22 protein-coding genes and 1 tRNA gene are annotated in these 25028 nt (G+C 61.9%); 8 read left to right on the top strand and 15 right to left on the bottom strand.

Annotated features, from left to right (window positions below):
• Positions 1–117 precede the first annotated feature (117 nt).
• The 4 genes from rpsA to aroA form a co-directional block, all read right to left on the bottom strand.
• Complete coding sequence (rpsA, locus tag LB543_RS30170) at positions 118–1815, bottom strand: 30S ribosomal protein S1 (protein ID WP_140762771.1); 1698 nt, start codon at positions 1813–1815, stop codon at positions 118–120.
• A 205-nt stretch (positions 1816–2020) separates the two neighbouring features.
• On the bottom strand, positions 2021–2671 hold the full coding sequence (gene cmk / locus LB543_RS30165; protein WP_224616736.1) for a (d)CMP kinase: 651 nt from the start codon (positions 2669–2671) through the stop codon (positions 2021–2023).
• 65 nt (positions 2672–2736) lie between these two features.
• The gene (locus LB543_RS30160) at positions 2737–3090 is read right to left on the bottom strand and encodes a hypothetical protein (RefSeq protein WP_224616734.1); all 354 of its coding nucleotides are present in this window, start codon (positions 3088–3090) and stop codon (positions 2737–2739) included.
• 86 nt (positions 3091–3176) lie between these two features.
• On the bottom strand, positions 3177–4535 hold the full coding sequence (gene aroA / locus LB543_RS30155) for a 3-phosphoshikimate 1-carboxyvinyltransferase (RefSeq protein WP_140812040.1): 1359 nt from the start codon (positions 4533–4535) through the stop codon (positions 3177–3179).
• Between the two features lie 206 nt (positions 4536–4741).
• On the opposite strand from aroA, the gene LB543_RS30150 reads away from it, so the two are divergent.
• Together LB543_RS30150 and LB543_RS30145 are read left to right on the top strand one after the other, a co-directional pair.
• Complete coding sequence (locus LB543_RS30150; protein WP_140762759.1) at positions 4742–5131, top strand: TIGR02300 family protein; 390 nt, start codon at positions 4742–4744, stop codon at positions 5129–5131.
• Between the two features lie 172 nt (positions 5132–5303).
• Positions 5304–5379, top strand: a tRNA-Ala gene (locus LB543_RS30145).
• Positions 5380–5783: 404 nt separating this feature from the next.
• On the opposite strand, the gene LB543_RS30140 is transcribed toward LB543_RS30145, so the two are convergent.
• Both LB543_RS30140 and LB543_RS30135 read right to left on the bottom strand, forming a co-directional pair.
• Entirely contained in the window at positions 5784–6077 is a 294-nt protein-coding gene (locus LB543_RS30140) for a hypothetical protein (protein ID WP_224616733.1), read from the bottom strand.
• A 36-nt stretch (positions 6078–6113) separates the two neighbouring features.
• Complete coding sequence (locus LB543_RS30135; RefSeq protein ID WP_140812056.1) at positions 6114–6815, bottom strand: Crp/Fnr family transcriptional regulator; 702 nt, start codon at positions 6813–6815, stop codon at positions 6114–6116.
• Between the two features lie 297 nt (positions 6816–7112).
• Here LB543_RS30135 and LB543_RS30130 point away from each other — a divergent pair, with 297 nt between their 5' ends.
• Entirely contained in the window at positions 7113–7598 is a 486-nt protein-coding gene (locus LB543_RS30130; protein ID WP_140812057.1) for a hypothetical protein, read from the top strand.
• 126 nt (positions 7599–7724) lie between these two features.
• On the opposite strand, the gene LB543_RS30125 is transcribed toward LB543_RS30130, so the two are convergent.
• On the bottom strand, positions 7725–8384 hold the full coding sequence (locus tag LB543_RS30125; RefSeq protein WP_224616731.1) for a TetR/AcrR family transcriptional regulator: 660 nt from the start codon (positions 8382–8384) through the stop codon (positions 7725–7727).
• Positions 8385–8661: 277 nt separating this feature from the next.
• Between LB543_RS30125 and LB543_RS30120 the strand changes: the two genes are divergently transcribed.
• The 3 genes from LB543_RS30120 to LB543_RS30110 all read left to right on the top strand — a co-directional run bounded on the left by LB543_RS30120 (position 8662) and on the right by LB543_RS30110 (position 11809).
• Entirely contained in the window at positions 8662–10101 is a 1440-nt protein-coding gene (locus tag LB543_RS30120; RefSeq protein WP_224616730.1) for an aldehyde dehydrogenase family protein, read from the top strand.
• Positions 10102–10160: 59 nt separating this feature from the next.
• Complete coding sequence (locus LB543_RS30115; protein ID WP_224616728.1) at positions 10161–10736, top strand: DUF1349 domain-containing protein; 576 nt, start codon at positions 10161–10163, stop codon at positions 10734–10736.
• Positions 10737–11035: 299 nt separating this feature from the next.
• The gene (locus tag LB543_RS30110; protein WP_224616726.1) at positions 11036–11809 is read left to right on the top strand and encodes a hypothetical protein; all 774 of its coding nucleotides are present in this window, start codon (positions 11036–11038) and stop codon (positions 11807–11809) included.
• On the opposite strand, the gene LB543_RS30105 is transcribed toward LB543_RS30110, so the two are convergent.
• The 6 genes from LB543_RS30105 to LB543_RS30080 all read right to left on the bottom strand — a co-directional run bounded on the left by LB543_RS30105 (position 11792) and on the right by LB543_RS30080 (position 20150).
• Positions 11792–13363: a glycosyltransferase gene (locus LB543_RS30105; protein WP_224616723.1), complete on the bottom strand. Its 1572-nt coding sequence runs from the start codon at positions 13361–13363 to the stop codon at positions 11792–11794. The two genes, LB543_RS30110 and LB543_RS30105, sit on opposite strands and share 18 nt — an antisense overlap.
• Positions 13364–13370: 7 nt before the next feature.
• Complete coding sequence (locus LB543_RS30100; RefSeq protein WP_224616722.1) at positions 13371–15530, bottom strand: glycosyltransferase; 2160 nt, start codon at positions 15528–15530, stop codon at positions 13371–13373.
• Positions 15527–16177, bottom strand: coding sequence for a bifunctional DNA primase/polymerase (locus LB543_RS30095; protein WP_224616720.1), 651 nt, complete (start codon positions 16175–16177; stop codon positions 15527–15529). Before LB543_RS30095 ends, LB543_RS30100 begins: the two co-directional genes overlap by 4 nt.
• Positions 16178–16305: 128 nt before the next feature.
• Positions 16306–17835 carry a mercuric reductase gene (locus LB543_RS30090; protein ID WP_224616717.1) on the bottom strand — a complete coding sequence of 510 codons (1530 nt, stop codon included), beginning with the start codon at positions 17833–17835 and terminating at the stop codon, positions 16306–16308.
• On the bottom strand, positions 17825–19174 hold the full coding sequence (locus LB543_RS30085; protein ID WP_224616716.1) for a glucoamylase family protein: 1350 nt from the start codon (positions 19172–19174) through the stop codon (positions 17825–17827). The genes LB543_RS30090 and LB543_RS30085 overlap by 11 nt, the downstream gene beginning before the upstream one ends.
• A gap of 223 nt (positions 19175–19397) precedes the next feature.
• Positions 19398–20150, bottom strand: a complete 753-nt coding sequence (locus LB543_RS30080; protein ID WP_224616714.1) for an SDR family NAD(P)-dependent oxidoreductase — start codon at positions 20148–20150, stop codon at positions 19398–19400.
• Between the two features lie 317 nt (positions 20151–20467).
• Here LB543_RS30080 and LB543_RS30075 point away from each other — a divergent pair, with 317 nt between their 5' ends.
• Complete coding sequence (locus tag LB543_RS30075) at positions 20468–21766, top strand: O-antigen ligase family protein (RefSeq protein ID WP_224590727.1); 1299 nt, start codon at positions 20468–20470, stop codon at positions 21764–21766.
• Positions 21767–22128: 362 nt separating this feature from the next.
• On the opposite strand, the gene LB543_RS30070 is transcribed toward LB543_RS30075, so the two are convergent.
• Together LB543_RS30070 and LB543_RS30065 are read right to left on the bottom strand one after the other, a co-directional pair.
• Positions 22129–23385, bottom strand: coding sequence for a polysaccharide biosynthesis/export family protein (locus tag LB543_RS30070; protein WP_224616713.1), 1257 nt, complete (start codon positions 23383–23385; stop codon positions 22129–22131).
• A gap of 85 nt (positions 23386–23470) precedes the next feature.
• Positions 23471–24148, bottom strand: a complete 678-nt coding sequence (locus tag LB543_RS30065) for a sugar transferase (protein WP_224616712.1) — start codon at positions 24146–24148, stop codon at positions 23471–23473.
• 601 nt (positions 24149–24749) lie between these two features.
• Here LB543_RS30065 and LB543_RS30060 point away from each other — a divergent pair.
• Positions 24750–25025 (top strand): exopolysaccharide production repressor exox, encoded by a 276-nt coding sequence (locus LB543_RS30060; RefSeq protein WP_224616711.1) that lies wholly within the window; start codon positions 24750–24752, stop codon positions 25023–25025.
• Positions 25026–25028: the final 3 nt, after the last annotated feature.

Genomic DNA, 25028 nt, shown 5'->3' with positions numbered 1-25028 from the left:
GAGCGCTTCTCAAGCTCGCTGAATCTGGACATGCAAAACCCCCGAAGGTTGCGTCCAACTTTCGGGGGTCAGTTCAGAGCGATCCGGCGGGGTTTGTTTTTGAGCTATACGAGGGGCTTAGCTGCCCTGCTTCTTCAGCGCGGCACCCAGGATATCGCCGAGCGAAGCGCCGGAGTCGGTCGAGCCGTACTGGGCCACCGCTTCCTTCTCTTCGGCGATTTCCAGCGCCTTGATCGAGACCTGCAGCTTGCGGGTCTTCTTGTCGAAGGCGATGACGCGGGCGTCGACCTTCTGGCCGACGGTGAAGCGCTCGGGGCGCTGCTCGTCGCGATCGCGGCTGAGGTCGGAGCGCTTGATGAAGGTCTCGATCCCGCTGTCGACCAGCCGCACTTCCAGACCGCCATCCTTGACGCCGATGACTTCGCAGGTGACAACCGCGTTCTTGCGCAGTTCGCCTGACGTCGCGGCTTCGCCGACCGTGTCCTTGGCCAGCTGCTTGATGCCGAGCGAGATGCGCTCCTTGTCGATGTCGACGTCGAGCACCTGCGCCTTGACCATGTCGCCGCGATTGTACTCTTCGATGACCTGCTCGCCCGGACGGGTCCAGTCGAGGTCGGAGAGGTGCACCATGCCGTCCACGTCGCCTTCGAGGCCGATGAACAGGCCGAACTCGGTCTTGTTCTTGACCTCGCCCTCGACCTGGCTGCCGACCGGATGGCTCATGGCGAAAGCCTGCCACGGATTTTCCAGCGTCTGCTTGAGGCCGAGCGAGATGCGGCGCTTGGCCGGATCGACCTCGAGTACCACCACGTCGACTTCCTGCGTCGTCGACAGGATCTTGCCGGGATGCACGTTCTTCTTCGTCCACGACATTTCCGAAACGTGGATGAGACCCTCGATGCCCGGCTCCAGCTCGACGAACGCGCCGTAGTCGGTGATGTTGGTGACGGTGCCCTTGATCTTCTTGCCAATCGGGAACTTGGTGCCGATCTCGGACCACGGATCGCTCTCGAGCTGCTTCATGCCGAGCGAGATGCGGTGGGTTTCCTGGTTGATACGGATGATCTGCACCTTGACCGTCTGACCGATGTTGAGGATTTCGGTCGGATGGTTGACGCGGCGCCATGCCATGTCGGTGACATGCAGCAGGCCGTCGATGCCGCCGAGGTCGACGAACGCACCGTAGTCGGTGATGTTCTTGACGACGCCTTCGACAACCTGGCCTTCTTCGAGGTTCTGCACGATTTCCGAACGCTGTTCGGCGCGGCTCTCCTCGAGCACGGTGCGGCGCGACACCACGATGTTGCCGCGGCGGCGATCCATCTTGAGGATCTCGAAGGGCTGCGGGTTGTGCATCAGCGGGGAAACGTCGCGGATCGGGCGAATATCGACCTGGCTGCGCGGCAGGAAGGCCACGGCGCCGTCGAGGTCGACGGTGAAGCCGCCCTTGACCTGGTTGAAGATGACGCCTTCGACGCGCTCACCCTTGGTGAACTTCTCTTCGAGACGGACCCAGCTCTCTTCGCGGCGGGCCTTCTCACGCGAAAGCATCGCTTCGCCAAGCGCGTTCTCGATGCGCTCGACATAGACTTCGACAGTGTCACCGACCTTGAGGGTGGTGTCCTTGCCCTTGACGCCGAATTCCTTCAGCGGCACGCGGCCTTCGACCTTGAGGCCGACGTCGATGATGGCCATGTCCTTTTCGATCGCGGTGATCGTGCCCTTGACGACCTGACCTTCGCCGGAGTGGCCGGTGGTGAATGATTCTTCGAGCAGGCTCGCGAAATCATCGCGAGTGGGATTTGCAGCTGACATTGTTTCTCCTGGAGTGCCCCGCGTTTCGAGCGGGACGGGCGCCGTGGGTTAGCGTTGCGTTGGCCTGCCGGCGTTCCGGGCTAAAAAGCCCTGGGCCGCCTTTAAGCGGCAATTCCGGCGCATGAAGAATGCTGGCAGGCTGGTTCGTGCCCGATATGGGTATTTTCTTCGCCTCCGGCAATCGGAAGCAGCATGAAAACCCGGATCAGGCCTTGTTTCTCTTGGCCAGCACGTCGTCGATGACAGACATGGCCGCGAGAAACGCGGCTTCTATAGCCATTTCGCTGGTATCAAGCAAGTGCGCGTCGGCGGCCGGCTTCAACGGCGAGTCCGCCCGGCCCATGTCGCGCTCGTCGCGGCGTTGGATGTCGGCAAGGATTTCGGCGAAATTGGCGGTGCCGCCGATGCTTTCGATTTCGGCCAGCCGGCGTTGTGCCCGCACTTCGGGGCTGGCCGTCACATAGAGTTTGATGTCGGCGTCGGGGCACACGACGGTGCCGATGTCGCGGCCGTCAAGCACCGCGCCCGGCGGCGTCCTGGCGAAGTCGCGCTGCTTTTCGACCAGGATGCGGCGCACGGTCGGGAAAACCGCGACCTTCGAAGCCGCTTCGCCGACCGCATGCGCCGACAGCACGGTACGGTCGAGCTTTGCCAGGTCGACCTGGCGCGCCGCCGTCTCGGCCGCCGAGACATTGTCGAGCGGCAAGCCAAGCCGCAACAATGCGTGGGCGACGGCGCGATAGGTGAGGCCGGTGTCGAGCAGGTTCAGCCGGTAATGGTCGGCAAGGCGCCGGGCGAGCGTCCCCTTGCCGGCACCGGCGGGTCCGTCGATGGCGATGGTGAAGAACTGGGTCATGAACGACAACAAGCCGAGAACCGTCGTCAATGCAATATGCCACCAGCGGTTCGAACGGGTCAGCGCTAGTGCTGAGCAGGCTGCGAATTTGTTCTAAAAACAGAAAATACCAAGCCCAGTATATGCCCGAAAAAATACACGCTGAGGATCGCGTAGCCACCCATCGCCAGCAATAAGGCGCTTGAGTCAAGATAGGCTCCGACTGGCTCAAGTATCCAGCCGAAATGCAGGCCATATGAACAACCAATGGCTCCGCACGAAGAAGCCATGCTTGGTATGGTCAGTCCGATCCATAGGGCTGATGTCAAACCAAGGCGCGCCCATGAATAATTTCGATCTTTCATAGCCTTGGCAACGGACATCGCCTTCGCAATTGTCAAGACCGCACCGGCTATTATCATCGAGATCAGAATAGTCATGGCTATCTCCAATACTCGTTTGAGCTTGAAGGGCCAACCCTTAAAGAACGATTGAGTTGATCACCAAATTTGACGGCACTGTGAGTTTAGGAAATCTCCGCGCCAAGCCCCTTCATCAGCCCCATGAACTCCGGAAAGCTCGTCGCGATCATGGCCTGGTCATCGATCGTCACCGGCTTTTCCGTTGCCAGTCCCATCACCAGAAAGCTCATGGCGATGCGGTGGTCGAGATGCGTCTGCACGGTCGTATCAAGGCCGTTGGGATGGCCTCCCAGGCCCTTGCCGCCGGGTTTGCCGCGCACGGCGAGCGAAGCTTCGCCCTCGGTGCAGTCGACGCCGTTGAGCTTCAGCCCGTTGGCCACCGCCGACAGGCGGTCGGATTCCTTCACCCGCAGCTCTTCCAGCCCTTGCATCAGCGTCTCGCCCTCGGCGAAGCTCGCGGCAACGGCCAGCACAGGATACTCGTCGATCATCGACGGCGCCCGTTCCGGCGGCACGGTGACGCCTTTCAGCTCGGAGTAACGCACGCGTAGGTCGGCGACATCCTCGCCGCCGGCATTGCGCGGATTCAAGACGTCGATCTGGCCGCCCATCTCCTGCAGCGTGAGAAGCAGGCCGGTGCGGGTCGGGTTCATCAGCACGTTCTCGATCGTGATGTCCGAGCCCGGCACGATCAGCGCCGCAACCAGCGGAAAGCCGGCCGAGGAAGGGTCACCCGGCACCGCGATGGTCTGGCCGGTGAGCTTGCCCTGGCCTTCGATGAAGATGTGGCGCACGCCGCGTTCGTCGGTTTCGACCGACAGATTGGCGCCAAAGCCTTTCAGCATCTTTTCGGTATGGTCGCGCGTCATGACAGGCTCGATCACCGTGGTGATGCCCGGCGTGTTGAGGCCGGCCAGCAGTACCGCCGACTTCACCTGCGCCGAGGCCATCGGCACGCGGTAGGTGATCGGGGCGGCGTGCTTCGGGCCATGCAGCGTGATCGGCATGCGGTCGCCGGGCGTGGCCTTCAGCACCTGCACGCCCATCTGGCGCAAGGGTTCCAGCACGCGGCCCATCGGCCGGCCGGACAGCGAAGCATCGCCGATGAAGGTCGTTTCCATGTCGTAAGTGCCGACGAGGCCCATGGTCAGCCGCGAGCCGGTGCCGGCATTGCCGAAGTCGAGCGGGCCTTCCGGCTGCAGCAGCGCGCCGTTGCCGGTGCCGCGGATCACCCATTCGGCGCCGTGCTTCTCTATATGCGCGCCCATCGCCTTCATGGCCGCGCCCGTGCGCATCACGTCCTCGCCCTCGAGCAGGCCGGTGATGCGGGTTTCGCCGGAGGCGAGCCCCCCGAACATGAAGGAGCGGTGCGAGATCGACTTGTCGCCCGGCACGCGGGCGGTGCCGGAAAGGGCTGGTGACTTGCGGGCGGTGGCCGGCTTGGCAGCGGCGGCGTGAGACATGGAATTTCCCTGGACGGAATGCCGGCTGACCGGCGCTTTTCATTTGTTGCGGCGGTCTCGTATCACGGCGAGGCGAAATGGTCATCCCCATGCTCGTCACTTGGCGCGAGGCCTTTCAGTGCTTGGTTTTGTGACGCCGGCTTTTCGCTTTGACAGCGCTGCAAACTGTGGTTAAGGGGACCACTCTTTTATCGACGAGGCTTGCCGTGGCAAAAACCGAACTTGGCACAAAACGCATCGACCCGGAAACGGGCCGGAAATTCTACGACCTGAACAAAGACCCGATCGTCTCGCCCTATACGGGCAAGACCTATCCGCGCTCCTATTTCGAGGAAGGCAAGATCGCCGCCGTCGAGGAGGAGGAGGAAGTGGCCGAGAAGGAAGTGGACGCCGAGGACGAAGAGGGCGTCGAGGTCGTCTCGCTCGAAGAGGCGGAAGACGATACCAAGAGCGACGATCTTCCCGATCTCGGTGATGACGAGGATGATGTCGATCTCGGCGACGACGAGGACGATACGTTCCTTGCCGACGAAGAGGAAGAAGAAGACGACGTTTCCGACATGATCGGCGTCGGCGACGACGACGACGAGGTCTGACAAGGTCTCGAACGCAAGCGTTTGCCGGCTTTCACGGCCTGTGAAGAAAAAGCCGGCGATGAAGGCTTGATATCTGGGAAAGGCGGGGTTAGAAGCCGCCTGCACTAACGGCGCGGTCTTCCAACCCGCGCCGATCTCTCGCCGGAAACGGCGCCGGCTGACTGCCGGGAGTGGGGCCATAGCTCAGTTGGGAGAGCGCTTGAATGGCATTCAAGAGGTCGTCGGTTCGATTCCGATTGGCTCCACCAAACAGTCTCTGGGAGTTTTACGGAACCCCTTTGATTTCAAGGCTTTACTCTACAAATGTACCTCATCTGGCGTGACGTCTCCGGCTCGCGGTGGCGTCGATTGCTTCGGTTGCGCATCTGGGATGCAACCCTCAATCAACAATTGGGGGGGACGACCGCGTTCCTACGGTCACGGAACGTCGGCGTCGAACTCGATAGCAAATCCCGCATCGATCGCGCTTCGCGCTATGTGGTCGCCAAGTTCCCAATCCGTGAGCTCGCAAAGCGGAAATATCTTTCTCACGGCGCCGATAACCTCGGACAGCGAAACGCTGGGGCTGTCGACATTGTCGATCAGGTAGCGGACAATCGCCTGGCGAACGTCCGCGGGAGCAGTCCTTTGCGCAAGCGCGGGCATCTCCGGCCTATGAATGGAGCCGCGATGGTGAGCCATCCGGCCTGGCCGCGTCGAAAGCGACGGGCACCATGTGAGCGATGCAGGCCGTCGCCAGCATTTCCTCCAACTCGTGGTCGGTGGCGTTGCATGCCGGCATAAGTGTCCGGATGGCGCGGATTGCTTGTGCAATGGAGAGAAAGCGGGCCTTTCCCCTGGAAAGGACGTAGGCTTCGGCCGCTCCTTCCACCGTGATGGTGTGAAACGTGTTGGTCATCAAGAATGCCTCCCTGAAATCCAAGCCGATACTACTTTCGACCAACATGTGGAGGCCTTCAAGGCTATGTCCGATTCCGGACATTCAGCCGGAGGCGATGCCGAAGTGACGCTGTTCCTCCTCGCCATAGGCACCGTCCGTGAGTTTTATCATTCCGGTGCGGTCGACGATGGTGATCTCGCCGCGCCTGGCGTGGACCAGCCCTCGATATTCGAGCATCTGGAGAGCCGTGGTAACGCCGGGCCGTCGGGAACCAAGCATGGTCGCCAGAAATTCATGCGTCAGATAGATGATATCTCCATCAGCGCGATCGTTGACCATGAGCAACCAGCGGGCCAGCCGTTCCTCGATTTTCGAATGGCCATTGACCAGCGCCGTTCGCGACGACTGGATCAGGAATTCGTGGGCGTAGCGAAGCAGTGACGGGCGAAGGGTCTGGCTCCCGGCAATCGCGATGCGAAGAGGTTCAACCGGCAGGGACCAGCCGTCGCTGGCGACCTGGATATAGGTTTCATTGGGAGACCTGTCCTGGCCGAGGACGACCGCAATGCCCGTCATGCCGTCATAGCCGATCAGGCCGACTTCGCTTTGCCGCCCTCCGGTCATGGCGGCGACCACCGATGCGATACCCGTCTCGGGAAAATATACGTGCTCGATCGGCTGGTACGCGATCTCCAGCCGGGCTTTGATGGCCAGTTCGACGTGATGCATCGACGGCCGTAAACGCGCGAAATCCTCAGGTGTGAGGGTTTTCAAAACGTGGTTGCGAAAGGTGGATTGAGGCATGGCTCTTCTCCCTATCGGGCAAGAGCACGTACCTCTCACTGTCGGCTGCATCCGGATTAAAGGGCGGCCGATGCTTGAGTCTACGCTCCACAGGCGGGCTTGGCAAACGATTGCGCCCGCGTCGGGCGACGCCACAGGTGGCGAAGGCAGCCGACAAGACGGTCGAGCATCAGGGCACCGGCGGCCGGGACGCGCGCTGTCGATCCGACCATCGGTTATCCCCGGTGAAAGCTTACCCACAATTTACGACCATCGGTTACATCACTTCCTGTCTGATTCGCCCGGGACAGGAACACCATGAGCAAAGCCCTCACATCCTTCGCACTGGTCGCGGTGCTGACCGCCTTGCTCATGGCGCTGAGCCTGGCGGTGGCAAGGCACGGTTATCCCTATGGCGCGATCGGTGTGAGGCGGCTTGACGGTATCGCCGATGCCGGCACGTTCATTCCACTTGCCGCGGTCTATTTCTTCAGCGCCTTGCTGATGATGATCCTGCCGATCAGGGCAGCCAGCATTGTCTTGACGCACATCGCGGACGCTCTTTTCTGGACCGCGATCGTGCTGTTGGCGGCCATCATAGGCTTCCTCATCGCCAGATGGGCCTTTGGTCAGTGGGAGGTCTTGCGGGCAGTGCTGAACTGGCGCTTCCTGTTTGCGGCCGCGATCATCGGCTGCCATTTCGTCATGAACGTGCTGCGCCGCAATGTGCTCTTGCGCAGCCTGTTCTTCGTGATCTTTGCCGCCGCGACGCTGGCCTGCCTGTTTTGGTCATTTACGCTCTGAGCATGGTCACGGCCGGCGACTTCGATGATCAGGCAGCGATGTTGCCGGCAGCCATTTCCAACCACGTCCAGAAATAGGCAGCAAGACCGCGATCGACATGGATGCGCAGCTTGCTTTCACGGATGGCTACCGGCTGCGGGGAAGGGTTTTCTCGACGTAACGCGAGAAATCCTCGATATCCTGGGGCGAGGGCTCCCGGCCGGTGAAGCTGCGCAGATAGGCGGCAACATGCGTCAGGCGGCTGCTCATCGGCTCGTTGAGTTCGAGCGAATAGTAACCGATCTGCATGAAATAGAGCACCCGGGCGCGCACGAACGCGTCTTCCTCCTCATAGCCATGACGCATGAACATGCCGCGTATGGCATCGACTCGCTCCTCGTCGGCCTCGTCGAGCGCACGCCGGATGCTCGGGGCGCGGCAAGCCCATGCCCGGATCGCAAAATCCAGCCGGGGGTCGAACAGCTTTTCGTCCACCCAGCATTCGAAAATGCTCATCACCCCGCGTATGACCGTCGCGGAAGGGCGTTGGGCGCGCTCGACGATGAATCGGGTATTGGTCTGCCGCCAGTGGTCCAGCAACTGGTCGAGCAGGTCCTGGCGGCTCTTGAAATACCAGTAGAAGCTCGAGCGCGAGACGTCGAGCTGCTGGCCTAGCGTCAGCACGCGGACGCGTTCGACGCCGTCCGAGATCAGGGTTTCAAGCGCAAGCTTCAGCCAGTCTTCGCGCGTGGCCTTGATGTTGCCGGTGGCGCCGGCGCGCTGGATCGTCGTCTCGAGTGCTGCCATCTAGACGACGCATGACACGCCGCACCAGCCAAAGCAAGATTGTGGACATATCTGTACAGGGCAATTCAACCTTGACCCGGAGAGCTATCCACCGATGTTAGCTGGATTGGTTGTCGACGCGGCACAGTCGCCGCTGCAGCGAAAGCATGAGCGCAGGCCCGGGGACTTTTGTCGCGGCCTTCGAGCCCGGTGTGTGCTTTCCCGCAAGGCAATTGTCTGGCAAATACCACTTCAGACAGATGCCGCCGCGCGGCCAGCAGCCAGGGAAGGCAAGGACATGACAGCGTTTCGAAAGAACCTCATCGATGGCGAGTGGGTCGGCGATGCCGGCTCCCGCAACATCAACCCATCGGATACCGGCGACGTCGTCGGCGAATATGCCTCGGCGGGTGTCGAACAGGCGGGCCAGGCGATCGCGGCGGCCAAGGCGGCGTTTCCGGCATGGTCCCGCTCAGGCCCGCTGGCGCGCCACGCGGTGCTGAAGAAGGCGGCCGACGAGATCATGGCACGCAAGGACGAACTTGGCCGCAACCTGGCGCGGGAGGAAGGCAAGACGCTGGCCGAGGGCATTGGCGAGACCATCCGTGCCGCCCAGATATTCGATTTCTTTGCCGGCGAAACATTGCGCCTGTCGGGGGAAGTGGTGCCAAGCGTGCGGCCGGGCGTCGGCGTCGAGATCACGCGCGAAGCGGTCGGCGTGGTCGGCATCATCACGCCATGGAATTTCCCCATCGCCATTCCGGCTTGGAAGATCGCTCCGGCGCTTGCCCACGGCAACACTATCGTGTTCAAGCCGGCCGAACTCGTTCCTGAAAGCGCCTGGTCCATCGTCGACATCCTGCATCGCGCCGGCCTGCCCAAGGGCGTGCTGAACCTCGTCATGGGCAAGGGCTCGGTGGTCGGTCAGGCAATGCTCGACAGCCCCGACGTCAACGCCATCTCCTTCACCGGCTCGGTGGGAACCGGCAAGCGCATCGCCGCGGCAAGTGTCGAGCACATGCGCAAGTTCCAGCTCGAAATGGGCGGCAAGAACCCGCTGGTCGTGCTCGACGATGCCGATCTCGCGGTCGCCGTCGATTGCGCGCTGAACGGCGCTTTCTTCTCGACGGGCCAGCGCTGCACGGCCTCGTCGCGTTTGATCGTCACCAACGGCATCCACGACCGTTTCGTCGACGCGCTCAAGGAGCGCATGGAAAAGCTGGTGATCGGCGATGCGCTCGATGCGCAGACCCAGATCGGCCCGGTGGTCGACGCGACCCAGCTCAAGCAGGACGAGGACTATATCGCCATCGGCGTCCGGGAAGGCGCCACGCTCGCCTTCGGCGGCGAACGGCTGGACCGCAAGACCCCGGGTTTCTATCTCAAGCCGGCGCTGCTGACCGGGGCCACCAACGCCATGCGCAGCTCGCGCGAGGAGATTTTCGGGCCCGTCGCCAGCGTCATCCGCGTCCAGGACTATGACGAAGCGCTGGCCGTCGCCAACGACACGCCCTTCGGCCTGACCTCGGGCATCTGCACCACCAGCCTCAAGCACGCCACGCATTTCAAGCGCAACTCCGAAGCCGGCATGGTCATGGTCAACCTGCCGACAGCGGGTGTGGACTTCCATGTTCCCTTTGGCGGGCGCAAGGGCTCGAGCTTCGGTCCGCGCGAGCAGGGCCGCTACGCCATGGAGTTCTACACCACGGTAAAGACCGCTTATACGTTCGCGGGATGAACTGGCGCGCCGGCTGACCGGCCGGCGAGCCGTCACCAGCAACCGGACCGGTGCAAGGGATGACATTGCAGGACCTGACCTGGCTCAACCCGCCGCCGCACCACGCCACCGAAGGTGATGCCGTGCGCGTGCGCACCGGCAAGGAGACCGATTTCTGGCGCGAGACCTTCTATGGTTTTTGGCGCGACAACGGCCACTTCCTGTCTCGGCAGGTCGAGGGCGACTTCACCGCGGAGGTCACCGTCAAGGGCGACTACAAGGTGCTTTACGACCAGGCCGGGCTGATGGTCCGGCTGAGCGAAACACACTGGATCAAGGCCGGCATCGAATACACCGACGGCCTTGCCTATGTCTCCGTCGTCGTCACCAACGACACCTCGGACTGGTCTCTGGTGGCGATTGCCGCTGGCCCGGACGGCGTCAGGATCCGCCTGACCCGCTACGGCGAAGCGATCCGTGTCCAGTATCTCGACGCTTCCGACGGTCATTGGAAGCCGGTGCGGCTCGCCTATTTCCCGATCTCGAAGATGGTCGATGTCGGCATGATGTGCTGTTCGCCGCAGCGTGAGGGTTTCGAGGTCACGTTCTCCGGATTCTCGGTCGGTCCGCCGATTGCGCGGGACCTGCATGACTGAGGCCACGAGCCCGCCTTGGCCTGTGTAAACAGGCCGGCAGGACGTTGCGGCCATAACGGCGTCTGGGCTAAGCGTTGCCCATGGGCATGTCGCGTTGGCGGGCAAAACTCAAGAGAGCCGTCCGTTCCGGGGCGCTGAGGTTTTTCAGCGTTCCTTCCGTGCTTTGGTCGCAAGGGATCGGGCACTTCTGCGACTTCGCCGGACCCGATTGGTATCGCTGGGCGCCGACCGAATCGACGCAGAGCGAGGCTTTTTTCCGCGACCATTATAGCGGCGCGCATGGCATCGTCTGGGTGCGGTTGAGCACCCTGGCCAGGCTTGCGCGAAATTGCGATCTCGACACTTTCGCCAGGATAGCCCTGCCCACCATCAAGGCTCCCTTCATCCTGCTGACGACCGACGGTGATTGCTCGGTGCCTTCGGATCTGACCAAGGACACCGTCGAGCGGCTTCTCGCCAACCCCTATCTGGTCTCCTGGTACAGCCAGAACTGCGACGGCGGTCATCCCAGGATCAAGCCGTTCCCGATCGGGCTGGATCTCCACACCCCACGTTCCCTGGCGACGCCTGCCGGACTGGTGAGACAACTGAAAACCCTGCGCGGGAAGGGGAGAGCGGATCGTCGTCCGGCCAGGATATTTTGCGATTTCAGCATCAGCAAAGAGTCTGGCGAGCGTCGGGAATTGCTTGATGCTCTGGACGGATGCCCGCATGTCGATTTTCTAGGGCAACACGTATCGCAGCGCTCGATCTGGCAACTCTATTCGCAATATCCGCTCGTGCTGTCGACCGCCGGAAACGGCCTGGACTGTCACCGGACATGGGAACTGCTTTATCTCGGCTGCATCGTGGTGACCAAGACTTCACCGCTCGATCCGCTTTACGAAGGCCTGCCTGTCATCATGGTCGATGATTGGCGCGAGGTGCGACACCCCGATGCCCCGGGGCGCTGGATCAGGCAGGCCGCGCATTTGACGGACCGGAACTATGTATGGGGGCGTCTGCGCCAGCAAAGCTTTCTGCAGCCTCTGCGTGAAGAGCTTCGGGCCGTAGTCTCACCACGGGACGTGTAGGATTTCCAGCTTGGGCAGGCCGACCGGCCGGATGCCGAGATCGTTGGCAAGGAGGCCAAAAGCTTCGGTCTCGATCAGATCGCGGTATGGAATTTCGGGGAAACGAAGGCCGCCGCGATGCAAGGCGGCATCGACCAGCAGCATGGTTCCGCCGACCGCATCGAGGCCGATGATGTCGAGATGCCTGACATCGCTGAGATGATACCGGCTTGGCGTTTGCACTGGAGGCTGGTGAAGGCCGCCGCGTATCTCGCGGTAATAGCGATAGTCCTTGATTTGCCGTCTGATGACAAAGCTGTTGAGGTCGAAACTGGCGCCACCGGCGATCTTCACGCAGTTGGGCACCGCGATCCGGTGCCCCGCGGCGATCAGGCGGTTCAGCACATCGCCGGGAAAGCGCCAGACGTCGATGTCGATCCACAGCGCCCAGTCGTCGTCCTCGCTGAGTCCGTGATCGATCAGGTAATTTCGCACCTTGGCGATCGCGCCGCGCCTGACGCGCTGCATCCTGTGCTTTGCCCGCTTTGCCCTATCGAGGCTGGTGCCGACCTGTCTTCGCAGCAGGACGATGTCACGATATTTGCCGACCAATCCAGCGGTCGAGGCCTGCAGCCGCTCCCAGCTTCCGTCGAGGCTGTCGCCTTCGCAGAAAACCAGCTTGATTCGGTCCTTGGGGTAGTCGAGCCCGTCCAGCGCATCGAGAAAGGGCTGGATAAGGTCGGCGGCATCGCGAAGCGGCACCAGGAGAGCGATGTTTTGTCCCGACGGCGGCGGCGCCGACAGCACCGCCCTGTCAACGCCGGCTTTTGCCTGCGCTTCATCCAGATAGGCTCCGCGCGTCAGGTGATACCAGAACCTGTGGGCTCGGCTGCGCAGCTTGGTCGTCCATTTTGGTGCCGGCTCCGGCGTCCACCATGTGCCGGCCCAGTGATGGATCGAAAGCGCCGTATCGTCGCCGGCCTCGCGCTCCATGCTCCCGGCCGACGTCACCGGCGCGAACAGGCCGGAAGGATGAATGGCGAAGGCCGCCTGGTCGCTGTATCCGCGCTGCGCGGAGGTGAGCAGGCAAGGACCGGTCGCGTCGAGCACATCCTTGGCAGCGGCGAGCCTGGACATCATCGACAGGAGATGCATCCAGAACGGATGACCGGGCGGGCTCGCTATCGTTCCGTTGAACAGGAGGTAGGGCAGGCCCCGGAAATCCGCCTGGACGGCCGCATGCGAAGCCGGCTCCTTGCACAGCACGACCCGGGTCTGGTTCATGATCGCATCGAAGGGGGCGACGCATTCGCAGTCGATGTCGGCATAGACCCCGCCAAAGTGATGCAGAAGCATGTAGCGGGCCGCGTCCGACCGCTGCACGCCGTTGGTATAACCGCAGAACATCGGCAGATAATCCGGGTAGTGCTCGGCCACGAATTCGAGCAGCATCCGGTCGCTCCAGAACATGACCGTCCAGTGTGGATTATGCCGCTTCCAGCTGTCGGCATAAGCCTGGAAGCGCGCGGGAACGATGTCGGTCTTCCACGTCTGGTGCAGGATCGGCGGGATCATCGGCGGCTCATGGGATGATGGGAAATGGCGGGTCGTTGTCGCCGTTGTCCAATGCAAGCCCGGCGCGGACAGCATCGCGGATGGCCTGCGGGCCAAACTTGGCCCATACGGCCTGATGCGCGCGAAAGCGCTGCCGTACCCGGCGTTCGGCGTCGAGAGAAAGGTCGACGGCCATGGCGGCCAGTCCTTCGTCGCTGGCCGACAGAAGCACCTGGTCATTCTCGACCAGGCCCAGCCCCTCGGCCGCGAGCGGTGTCGCGATCACCGGCACCCCCCAGGCCATCGCCTCCAGAATCTTGATGCGCGTGCCCCCGCCGGCCCCGAGCGGGATGATGCTGAGATGCGCGCCGGACAGGAGCGGCGCCACGCTTTCGGGATTTTCGACGAGCTCGACGCCAGGCAATCCGGCCAGCGCCCGCACGGTTGCCTTCGGGCTGCGCCCGGCGAGAACGAGTTTGGCGTCGGGCAAAGTTTGCCGGATATGAGGCAATATGGCATGGGCCAATCGCTCGGCGGCATCGACGTTTGGCGGATAGCCGAGATGCCCGATGAACAGGATCACCGGATAGCCGCTGTCGGCCGGTGCTTCCGCCGGTAGCACATCGGGAATGGCCTCGACGTTGGGAATCCCATTGGGAACGACATCGACGGGCATCGTGCGCCCGGCAAGCGCCATCAGCCTCTCGCGATCCTCGTTCGAGCAGACCCAGACCCTGTCGACGATGGATTGTGCTTTTCTCTCCAGCCGCCGGATGCCAAGAACCGCCGGAGATCGCGCTGGACGGATATGGCGCAGCTGTGCCGCCAGATCGGATTCGACATTGTGCATGTCGAGGATGAGCTGTTTCGTCAGCGGACGCAAAGGTCGCAACAGCTTGAAAAGGCCGATACCCTCGACGACGATCGTGTCGGGTTTGAAGGTTTGCACCAAGCTCCGCAGCCGCACCAGTGCCGTGCGGGGAATACGGTTCTCCTCCGCGATCCTCCACCAGCCGAGAGAGGCCGAACGCGGTTCTCCATCGATCGTCAGGCCAACCGCATTGATGCGCGCATCGGACGGCTGTGACGGGTTGCCTGGGGGCCTGACCGAGACAAGCCGGACCGGGCCATACTCGGCCGCAAGGCTGGCATTGTTGAAATTTCTCAGGTCCGCTCCGGAAACCGGCGGAAACGCCGGGTCGAAGGACACGATCAGCGTGCGTCTTTCCGTGTCCGCGCCAGCGCGCGACGGGTAGTCAGGCCTTTCCATCATGGCTCCGAAGCGAATTCGAATACGATATTGCGTTGCCTTCCAGCTCCGCCCCAGACTCTTGTGGGCGCGAACGGCACGCATCATGCTCATCGCATAGCTGTATCGGTTGTGCTTGATAAGCTGCCTTGAAATCCGCAGAGCTATCCAGGCCTTCCGCCACTGCAGAACTTCCTTGGCAATGCCTGAATCGGCAAGCTTGTCCAACTCGACAGCTATCGCGAGAAAAGTGGCGCGCGGAGCCAGAACGAACCGCCGCGCCATCCTTTCTTCGTCATGGTGATAGAGAAGCACCGGAGCGGGAATTGTTGCCACCTGGGTGCGGGCGAGCAGGGCCGCCCAGTAGCACGTGTCCTCATCCAGGCTGGTGGTCTCCGGAAAGCGGACGGTGGCCGTTGCCGAGGTTGCGACCAATGCGCTGCCCATGGCGATCGGCCATGCCTCGTTGAGGAGATACCGGCGGGCGTTCGACGCCCGGTCGCTCGTGTACCCATGTGGAGTCTTGAGCTTGTCCGGCCGGCCCCTGGCACGTCGAATGCTGGCCCCTACCGACAGGCCGGCCTCCGGATGGCGCAGGAGCGCATCATGCAACAGCCCCAACCCTCCCGCCATCACCTCGTCGTCGGCATCGAGGAAGAATATGAACTTGCCCTTGGCCCGCGCAATTCCGGCGTTCCGGGCAGCACCCGCGCTGCCCAGCCGCACGGCCAGGATCTCCAGCGGCAATCCGTATCTCCGGGCGCTTTGCATCGAGATCGCCGCGGTCTGATCGCTGGAGCCATCTTCGACCAGAAGAACCTCACCGATCAGGCTCCTTTCGGGCAGAAGGCTTCGCAACGTGGCGTCGATCGTCACCGCGGCGTTTCTTGCCGGGATGATGATGCTGATGTCGGCTTGCGCTCGCCCCGGGATGCTCATTGTGGCAAGAAAAAGCCGCGCTTCAAAACGCGGTCATAGCAATGTTTGAATGGCGAGACCGCGCGAAGTGAAAGACTGGCCAGGCTTTCGACTGGCTGCGGGTCGACGTCGAACGGCGACTGGTCCTTCAACCAGCTGTAGCAGGAGCCGTCCTTGAGGACGGAAGGACTTCCAACGATGTAACCGCCAAGCGCCTTGACGTGGCCGACCCGCCGCACGCCGCTATAGAGGCTGGACGAAACCGACGGTTCGCGGGTCCTGAGATAGACGTGGAATCCATTCGGCGATCTTGCGACCGGCGTACAACTCGAAAGGCGTGCGTACTTACAGGACCAGGCCAGATAGCCCGCTGAATCATCGAAATCCAAGATGAGAAGGTTGCAGTGTCCCGCTACGATCCCGACATTTCCGGCAAATTCACGAAACCAGCGCCGGGTTTCCTCACGTGTCGGTGGCTTCTGCGAAAGCTGAAAGGCAATCGAGCGGAACGCCAATTCTTTGAGGTCTTTTCGACGGCGCTGCAAATGTAGCGGGTGATATTCCATCGCCTGAAGATCGAGATGCTTGCCACCTTCGCGCAGCGGCACACAGATGTACCCCTTAGCCAAGAGCTCGATTGCGTATTCCGTTTCGACTAGAGGCTGCATCCACGAATGTTCCGCGGCCGAAGACGTCGTCCCAATCTCATTAGCCTAGCAGGGTTCCGTCAAGCGCCGCCGCGCACTTGGCCGTGTATTTGTGAGCATTTCGGCATATATACTGGGTCTTGGGCTGGTTATCGCCTTGACCAGGCCAGCCAGCGCGCCGCCAGGCGCCTGCGCAAGGAGGTGAGCCGTGTCCGCCTGTAGGCGTCGCCCGCCATCTTGATGCCTTGCGCCTGTGTCGGGAAGGGATGGATGACGTCCGCCAACGCATGCAATCCCATGCCCGATCGAAGGGCGAGAGTCACCGTGTTGATCATCTCGCCGGCATGGCTGGCGACGACCGTCGCCCCCAGGATGCGGTCGGACCCCTCCCTGACATGGATCTTGACGAACCCTTCCTCCTCGCCGTCCATTACGGCGCGGGCGACATCGTGCATCAGCACGGTGTAGGTCTTGACCGGAATGCCGTTGCTGCGCGCCTCCAGGGGATAGAGGCCGACATGGGCGATCTCCGGATCGGTATAGGTGCACCAGGGAACGACGAGTTCACTGAGCCTTTCGCGGCCGCGAAACAAGGCATTGCGCACGACAATGCGCGCCGTTGCCTCGGCGGTGTGGGTGAACTTGTATTCGAGGCAGACGTCGCCCGCCGCGTAGATGTGCGGGTTGCTGGTTCGCAGATAATCATCCACCTTGATGCCGCTGGCGTCATACGCCACGCCAGCCTCTTCGAGGTCGAGACCGGCGACATTGGGTGAACGGCCGACGCCGGTGATGATCTCGTCCACCGAAATCGTCGTCGTGTCGCCATCCCGCATCAGGTCGGCGAGCTTGTTTGCGCCTTCCCTGCGCACCGCCACCACTTCGGTGTTCAGGCGCACCTCCACCCCTTCGCGCGCCAGCGCATCCGAAAGGATCTGCGCGGCGTCGCGCTCCTCGCCGGGCAGGAACATCGGATCGCTCTGTGCCAGGATGACCTTCGCGCCGAGCAGGCAGAAGGCTTGCGCCGTCTCGCAGCCAAGCGGCCCGCCGCCGATGACGAGGAGGCGTGGCGGGCATTGCGTAAGATCGAACATCGTCTCGTTGCTGAGATAACCAGCTTCGACCAGCCCCGGAATGGCAGGGAAGGCCGGATGTGCGCCTGTTGCAATCAGCGCCTTCTTGAAATGCAGCGTCTTGTCCGCGACCGTGATCGTATCGTGTCCGGCAAATCGCGCCTCGCCGAAATAGAGATCAATCCCTTCCGAAACCAGGCTCGCGGCGGAATCGGTACGGCTGATCCGCTGCCGGATCTGCCGCATTCGTGTCATTGCGCGTTGAAAATCGACACGAAGATGGTCTGGCGGGTCGCCGCCGAAGCTCTCGGCATCGCGCATGTCGGCATAGAGCCTGGCTGTGCGGATGATCGACTTCGACGGAACGCAGCCGACATTGATACACGCACCGCCAATCAGCCCACGCTCGATCAGCGCGACTTTCGCACCAAGGCTCGCCGCGTCACGCGCGGCGGCCAACCCGGCCGGCCCGGCGCCGATGACGACGAGATTGTAGGGGCCGTTCGGGGTCGGATTCTTCCAGTGCGGGGGATGCGCGCCCCTGATCAGTTCGACGTCGTTGCGGTCGACAGGGAAGGCGGCGGTTCTCGTCGGTTCACGTGACATCGCGTCCCCCGGATGCCGGCGTTGCCGGCCGCGACAACCATCCGCCGGTGAAGCCGGCCTTGCCCAGGCCGCGACGGATATGGGGATTGGAACGCATGAGCTCCCAGATCAGGCCGGAACGGTGGTTTTCGATCATCATCACCGCGATGCCCTGGTCCAGTCCGAAATGGCCTTCCGACACCCAGCCATTGCGGCCGAATTTTCGCCGATTGGCCAATGTCGGGTTGAAACCGCTAGGCAGCCGGAAATTGTCGAGCACTTCCGGGTAACGATCGACGAGGTGACGCAGCGCCGCCAGGCAGATGTCCGGCGCGAACGGCAGCGACGCCGAATAGGACCAGGGCGCGATCGTGCCGTCATCCGGACCAAAAGGCGCGCCACGCGCCGCATAACCGGAAAACCGGTGGCGCCGTCGCTCCACGCTGGCGCGGAAGCTGCCTGGCCCGTCGCCGGCCGAAAGACCCCACAGATTCTCGCCATAGCCGTCAAAGCCGTAAGGGTTGTGCCGGGCGTAGTCGCGGTGAAGATATGTCGAGCGGCGGCTGTTTTCGAAATAGTCCGAATTCTTCTCGCGCATGAAAGCGTCGCGGATGCCGGCGAAATCGATCCAGGCATGCGAGAACTGGTGCATGAACAGCGGCCCGCCATAGAGCACGTCGCGGCCGTAGATATTTTCCCATTGATAGGTCGCCGTCCAGGCCTCGTAGCTGTCGTCGGAGCTCGGTCGGCCCGGCGAGGCCATGGACAGCACATAGAGGATCGTCGCCTCGTTGTAGCCTTCCCAGCCATAGTGCAGAAAGCCGGTCCTGGCCTTCCAGCCCTGGCGGAGCGTCGGGCTGCTGCCTTGCGCCCATCGCCAGTCGACTCGCCTGTAGAGCGCCTCGGCCAGTTGGCGGATTTCGGCCTCGTCGTCATTGTCACCGGAAAAATAGGCGCTCGCCACCAGCATGCCGGCGATCAGCAAGGCGGTATCCACCATCGACAGCTCGCAGCGCCAGACGCGCAAACCGGTCCGCATGTCGAGGAAGTGATAGTAAAAACCCTTGTGGCCGGTAACGTCCGGGCCGCTGCCTTGCGTGCTGGTCTGGAAAAAGCGTAGCGCCGCAAGGGTCAGCCTGGCAGCCGCGTCGCGCGCCACCCAGCCACGTTCGACGCCGATCGGATAGCAGGACAGGGCGAAACCGACGACAGCGATGCTGCACGGTGAATTCGGCCGCGACGTGTCGGCGACCAGCCCGTTGCCGGGGTTCACATTCTCCAGGAAATAGCCGAAGGCGGCGCTTTGATAGCGGTCCAGAAGCTCGTCGTCGGCCAGCGCGGCGGGATCTGCTCTAAGCAAACGACGCAAACTCCAACATGATGTTCGCGGCGCCCGTCGATCGCACGCCACCGGCACGGTGGCCGGAGGGCATCGCAGCTGCCGGGCTCTCTCGTCGTCTCATGGCATTCCCCTGTTATGGCATTCAGACGTCAGCTACCATAAGCCTTTCCAGCACCAATCGTTGCTTCGTCACGCGGAATTGTAGTTAGCTCGGGCCAACTCGGATCTGCCTCGATCCGGCTCAATAAGTGGCGCGGCCGCCCGAAACGTCGAACACGGCGGCCGTGGTGAACGAGCATTCCTCCGAGGCGATCCATGAGATCAGCGCCGCCACCTCCTCGACTTCGCCGAAGCGCGCCATCGGTATCTTGGACAGCATGAAGTCGATGTGCTCCTGGCTCATCTGCTTGAAGATCGCGGTGCGCACGGCGGCCGGCGTTACGCAATTGACCGTCACCTTGGTCTTGGCGAGTTCCTTGCCGAGCGACTTGGTCAGGCCGATCACCGCCGCCTTCGAGGTGCTGTAGGCGGAAGCGTTGGGATTGCCTTCCTTGCCGGCGATCGAGGCAATGTTGACGATGCGACCATAGTTGCGCTCGAGCATGTGCGGCACCAGCGCCTTGTTGCAGTAGAAGACGCCGTTGATGTTGATGTCGATGACCCTTTGCCAGTCCTCGGTCGAATAGGACCAGGTCGTCATGTTCGGGCCGGTGATGGCCGCGCTGGTGACCAGTATGTCGACGCCGCCAAGGGCTTCGATCGTCGATTGTGCGGCGGCCTCCACACTTGCCGCATCCGCAACGTCCACCATCACCCCATACAGGCCGGGAACAATGGCTTTCGCCTGTTCGATCTGCGCGGCATCGCGGTCCCAGACGCTGACGCGCCCGCCTTCGTTGACGATCCTCTGCGCGACGGCCAAGCCGATGCCCGAGGCGCCGCCGGTAATCACCGCCGACCGGCCGGCGAATCGTCCCGCGAAGTTCATCGGCATGTCATTCCCCCTGTCCATCCTGGCTGAAGTCGGCCTATGTAATGGCCGTGTTCGGGGACTGTGAGGTTACCGCAGGCCGAGTTCAAGCCCGCATGCGGCCGGATCGTCTGGGCCAAAACCGGCTGGACTACGGCGTGCGATCTCTCGGCGATAGCCGCGCTGTAAGACAAGGTGACCGGATTTGCCATTGAGCATGGGGTGCGATAGGTTATATTGCACTGCACAATGGAGATACCGTTTCTTGTACGCCCCTGTTTGCGGATATGCCGGCCGGTTTGCGGCCTGCCGGTCTGGGGTCGTGTCGACGGGACCCTGAGATGAAGATTCCCAAGTCCCTGCTCGTCGATCCCGAAAGGAATTCGGTCTATGGCAGCTTTGCCGTTGCCGTCTCGATCTGGGCGTTCTCCTATTCCGTCATTTTCGGCCAGGTGCTGATCCTGGCCTACTACGCCGTCTGGCTTCCACTTATTCTGGTCGACTACCGGCGGTTCCTGCGGCAACTATCCAGTGCCTGGCTGCCGCTGCTGTTCGCGGCCTATGTCTGCTTCTCCGTGTTCTGGTCGCAGGCTCCCGGCATCACCGCCAGAACGGGGGTTCAATACCTTTCCCATATCGCCTGCGCCTATGTCGCGGCACGCACCGTCAGTGTGCGCACCCTGACGATAGGCGCCCTGGTCGGCATATTCTTCGTCCTGCTGTATTCGATGAAAGTCGACGGCTATTCCGAGGACGTCCTCGACGGCACCTATAATTTCGTCGGCGCCTTCGCCTCCAAGAACCAGATCGGCTTCGTCGGCTCGCTCGGCATCTATTTCTCCGTCGTGTTTCTTGCTTTCCTTCGGCGTGGCCGGCTGAGCTTCATGCTGACCGTGCCGGTCGTGCTGTTGTCGGTCTATGTACTGATCGTATCGCATTCCGCCACCTCGATAGCCTCGATACCGGCGGTTCTGGCGCTGGTGGCGCTTCTTGCGATGAGCAAGCTTTTGTCGCGGCGCTATCGTCGGGTGATCTTCGTGATCGGCGCCGGCATGATCGTCGTGGTGGCCATTGTCGCCCTCAATCTAGGGCTCATGGACTTCGTGCTTGGCCTATTCGGCAAGGATTCGACGCTTACCGGGCGCACCTATCTGTGGGAGCAGGGTTGGGACGCCGCGATGCGGTCGCCGATCCTCGGCGTCGGCTACGCCGCCTATTGGGTGCAAGGCTTTGCCGAAGCGGAGCGGCTGTGGAACGAATTCTACATCACCACCCGCACCGGCTTCCATTTCCACAACACCTATGTCGAAGCCCTTGTCGAACTCGGCTTCACCGGGGCGGTGCTGCTATCGCTGATCATGCTGCGCACGCTCTTAGGCCATATCGCCGCGGTGGTCTTCAAGACATGGCAGGCCGAATCGGTGGTCCTTATCGGCGTGATGGTGCTGCTGCTCATCCGCTCCTTCGTCGAGGTCGAGATTCTCAACCCCTACATCATGGGCTCCTTCCTGATGTATTTCAGCTTCTTCAAGCTGGCGCGGTTGCCGGTCACCCGCAAGCGATGGTCGCCGGCCTTCGAGCCTGCGGATGCGAAGGGTGGAGAGGCAGCCTGGCCCCATCGTCCAGCGGCGGCCGAGTAATGACGAGGGCCCGCTGGAGCCCTTCCAGGAAAAGTGCTTAGCGGTTTTTCGTCAGGTGCTGCGCAAGTTGGAGCGGGCCGAAGCCATTCCAGGAAAAGAATGTGGGACGGTTCTCCGTCCGGTGTCGCGTCGACAGCCGCTTTCGTTTCCCGGTGCTGGAAATCCTGATGCATGTCGCCCGGAAGTGTCCTCGGTTCCGGGATAACGACATGCATAAAATCAGAAGCTTGCAGCAGGTCGGGCGAATCCTATTCGCCGCGACATGCTGTATCGGCAAAAACCTCCGCCGGGCAGGCCAGGCGGAGGTTCAAAGTCTTTGCGCCATGGGTCTCGAAGCGGCAGGCCGCGCGAACTTCCGCGTCCTACTGGCTGGCCAGCGGCGCCAGCTTGACCCTGATCACATCGCCAGGCAGCACCAGCGTGTCTTCCTTGGCGGTGATTTCGCTGGTCTTGCCGTCGACATCGCGCACCAGCGAATAGAGCAAGGTGGGTTGCTGGTCGTTGGTGATGGCGGCCGTCGTCGCCGGATCGGAGGCCTGGGCGATCAGGCCCTTCTGCATATTCGCCTTCAGCGCGGCCTCGTTCAGGTCGGCTTCGGTCTGCTGTCGGTCGGAGGCGAGCCTCGAGCTCAAGGTGTTCTGGGCGTCGATGGCGTCCTGCGTCGCCTTGCTGATTGCCTGCTTGGCGGTGAGGATGGCCGTCTCGTAGTCCAGGATCTTGCCCTGCAGGTCGGTCACGGACTGCTGCGAATCCAGAAGTCTGGCATTGGCGACCAGGCCCTTCTGCGCCAGCGGACCGATGCTGGCCAGTTGTTGCTGCGCCAGGTCGACCTGCTTCTGCTGGTTGACGATCTTCTTCTGCAGCGATTCGATTTCCGCCTGCAGCACGCCCTTGAGATCGTCGAGCGCCTCGAGCTTCAGCTTCAGCGCCTTCTGGTCGGCGGTCAGGATCGTCATCTCGTCGTTGACGATGGTCGGCAGCCGCGGATCGCCCTCGACCTCCTTCGGCGCTTCGAAGCTCGTCTTGCCGGCCATATCGGCGTCGATACGGGCGCGCTTGACGATCAGCCGCACGCGCAGGTCGTCGGAAATATCGAAATTGCCCTTGGCGGTGACCAGGTCCTTGCCGAGCTGCGGGCCATAGTCGGCGTTGCGCCTGATGCCGCCGGCGACACTGATGGCCTTCAGCACGGTAAGTTCGGGCACATAGGGAAACTGGCCGGGATTCTGCACTTCGCCCGAAATGTAGAACGGCCGGAATTGCGCCATTTCGACCGAGGCTTCAGGCTTGTCCGACAAAGCGAGCTTGTGCTGCAGCGCCTCGCCGATCGCCGCGGCGACCTCCGCCGTGGTCTTGCCCGCCGCCGGCAATTCGCCGACGAAAGGCACCGACAGCGTGCCGGCCGGACCGACCGTGTATTGGCCATTGACCGACGACCAGTCGCGGAACGCGCTTTCGACGGTCTGCCATTCGGCGATGCGGATGGTGAGCTTGTCCTGGGAGCCCAGACGGTAATCGTCGGCGGCGGCCAGCTGGGGAAAAGCGAGCGACATCGCAAGGCACGTCGCCAAGAGCCGCGAGCGGCCGGAAAACGGGCCGCTGCCAAAGACTTCGAACATGTCTATTTTCAACTGAGCGTTCCGATCCGTTATAACCCCATCGCCCGATGAGCTTGCCGCCGGATGCCTGTGTCAGGCGGGCCTATCAGTAAGACCCGCGTGACATCCAGACGGCCGGCACGGTCCTGATGATGATGCGAAGGTCCTCGAACAGAGACCAGTTCTCGACATAGTGTCGATCGAACGCGACGCGGCTGTCATAAGAAACGTCGTTGCGGCCGCTGACCTGCCACAGGCCGGTCAGGCCGGGCCGGGACTTCAGATAATAGACGGCTGCGCTGCCGTAGATTTCCAGTTCGTCGCGTACCACCGGGCGAGGCCCGACGAGGCTCATATCGCCCTGGAGGATGTTGATGATCTGCGGCAACTCATCGAGGCTGAGCTTGCGCAGGACCGCTCCGACGCGGGTGACGCGTGGATCGTTCTTCAGCTTGCGGGTCGCCATCCATTCCGCATTGGCGTCTGGATTGGTCGCAAGATAGGCGGCCAGCACCTTGTCCCCGTTCGGAACCATGGTGCGGAACTTGAGGCAGGAGAAGAGCCGTCCGCCGCGCCCGATTCGCCGATGACCGTAGAAAATCGATCCGCCATCGGAGAATTTGACGAGCAACGCTATCATGATGAACAGCGGGCCGAGCGCGATCAGTCCGGCCAGCGAACCGGCGATGTCGAAGCTCCGCTTGATGAGGCCGCCGATCGGCGGCGGGAAGTCGGTGTCAGCCTGCGAAAAGCCCGCCGTGGCTGACTTGGCAATGTCCCTCATGCGGAAAACTCCATGCGTTGAACGAATGGTTTACCGCACGATATCAAAAAAATGTTGCAGCGCAACACACAATTTTCCATATCCTTGAAATAGTCGCGTCATGAATTGACTAAATAATAAGCTCGTTTTGCACAAATTTCAGGATGTTTAGCACATTTGTGACAATAAATGGGCAAGGACAAAAAAATCTGGACATTTTTGGGGCGGTTCCTGGGCGGCGCGTTCCTCGCGCGGGGGTCCGGAGCATATTAGTGCTTTAGGAGGACGCCACATTGGAAACTATTCACCTAAAATACTACTTAATATTATAAGTATACTCGAATTTTTTTGGCGGCTGCAGGTAGAGTGAAATGCCGGCGTGTGCATTGCAGCATGGCAGAGTCGAACGCGTAAGCTCAATCAAAAATTTGTGCGGTTGCCCTTGCCGCCTTCCGCCCGCCTTAATAGAATTGCAAATTATACCTGTCATGGTCGCGACAGGTTGAAAGGCCGGAAGCAACCGGTCGAGAGCGGGCGACTTAACAAGCCCGCATCACAAGGGACGGCGCTCGGGTGGGGCTATCGTTGGATATAACCCGAGCCGGTTTATGGGCTGTTGGGTATGTCGCTTCCAAAATTCATCGTTGGGATGCTTTTCGCGCTCGCGATCGTCGTAGCCTGGTCCTGGCTGGGTGGAGCTTCGGTCGGCACGACGCTGCTGCGCGTCATCATCTGCGCCATGGTCATCCAGGCTGGTTATTTCGCGGTTGTCTACGCCATGATCGTCAGGAGCGCGCCGACGCCAGCCGACAGGCTGCGCGAAGCCGAGAGAAAGCAGAACTCCACCGAAGTGCCCGAGGGCGAGAAACTCGGCAGCGCCCGGCGGGGCCTGCATTAGGTC

Source organism: Mesorhizobium sp. ESP7-2, assembly GCF_020164715.1.
Lineage (GTDB): Bacteria > Pseudomonadota > Alphaproteobacteria > Rhizobiales > Rhizobiaceae > Mesorhizobium.
This window is presented reverse-complemented; position numbering and strand designations above follow the sequence as displayed.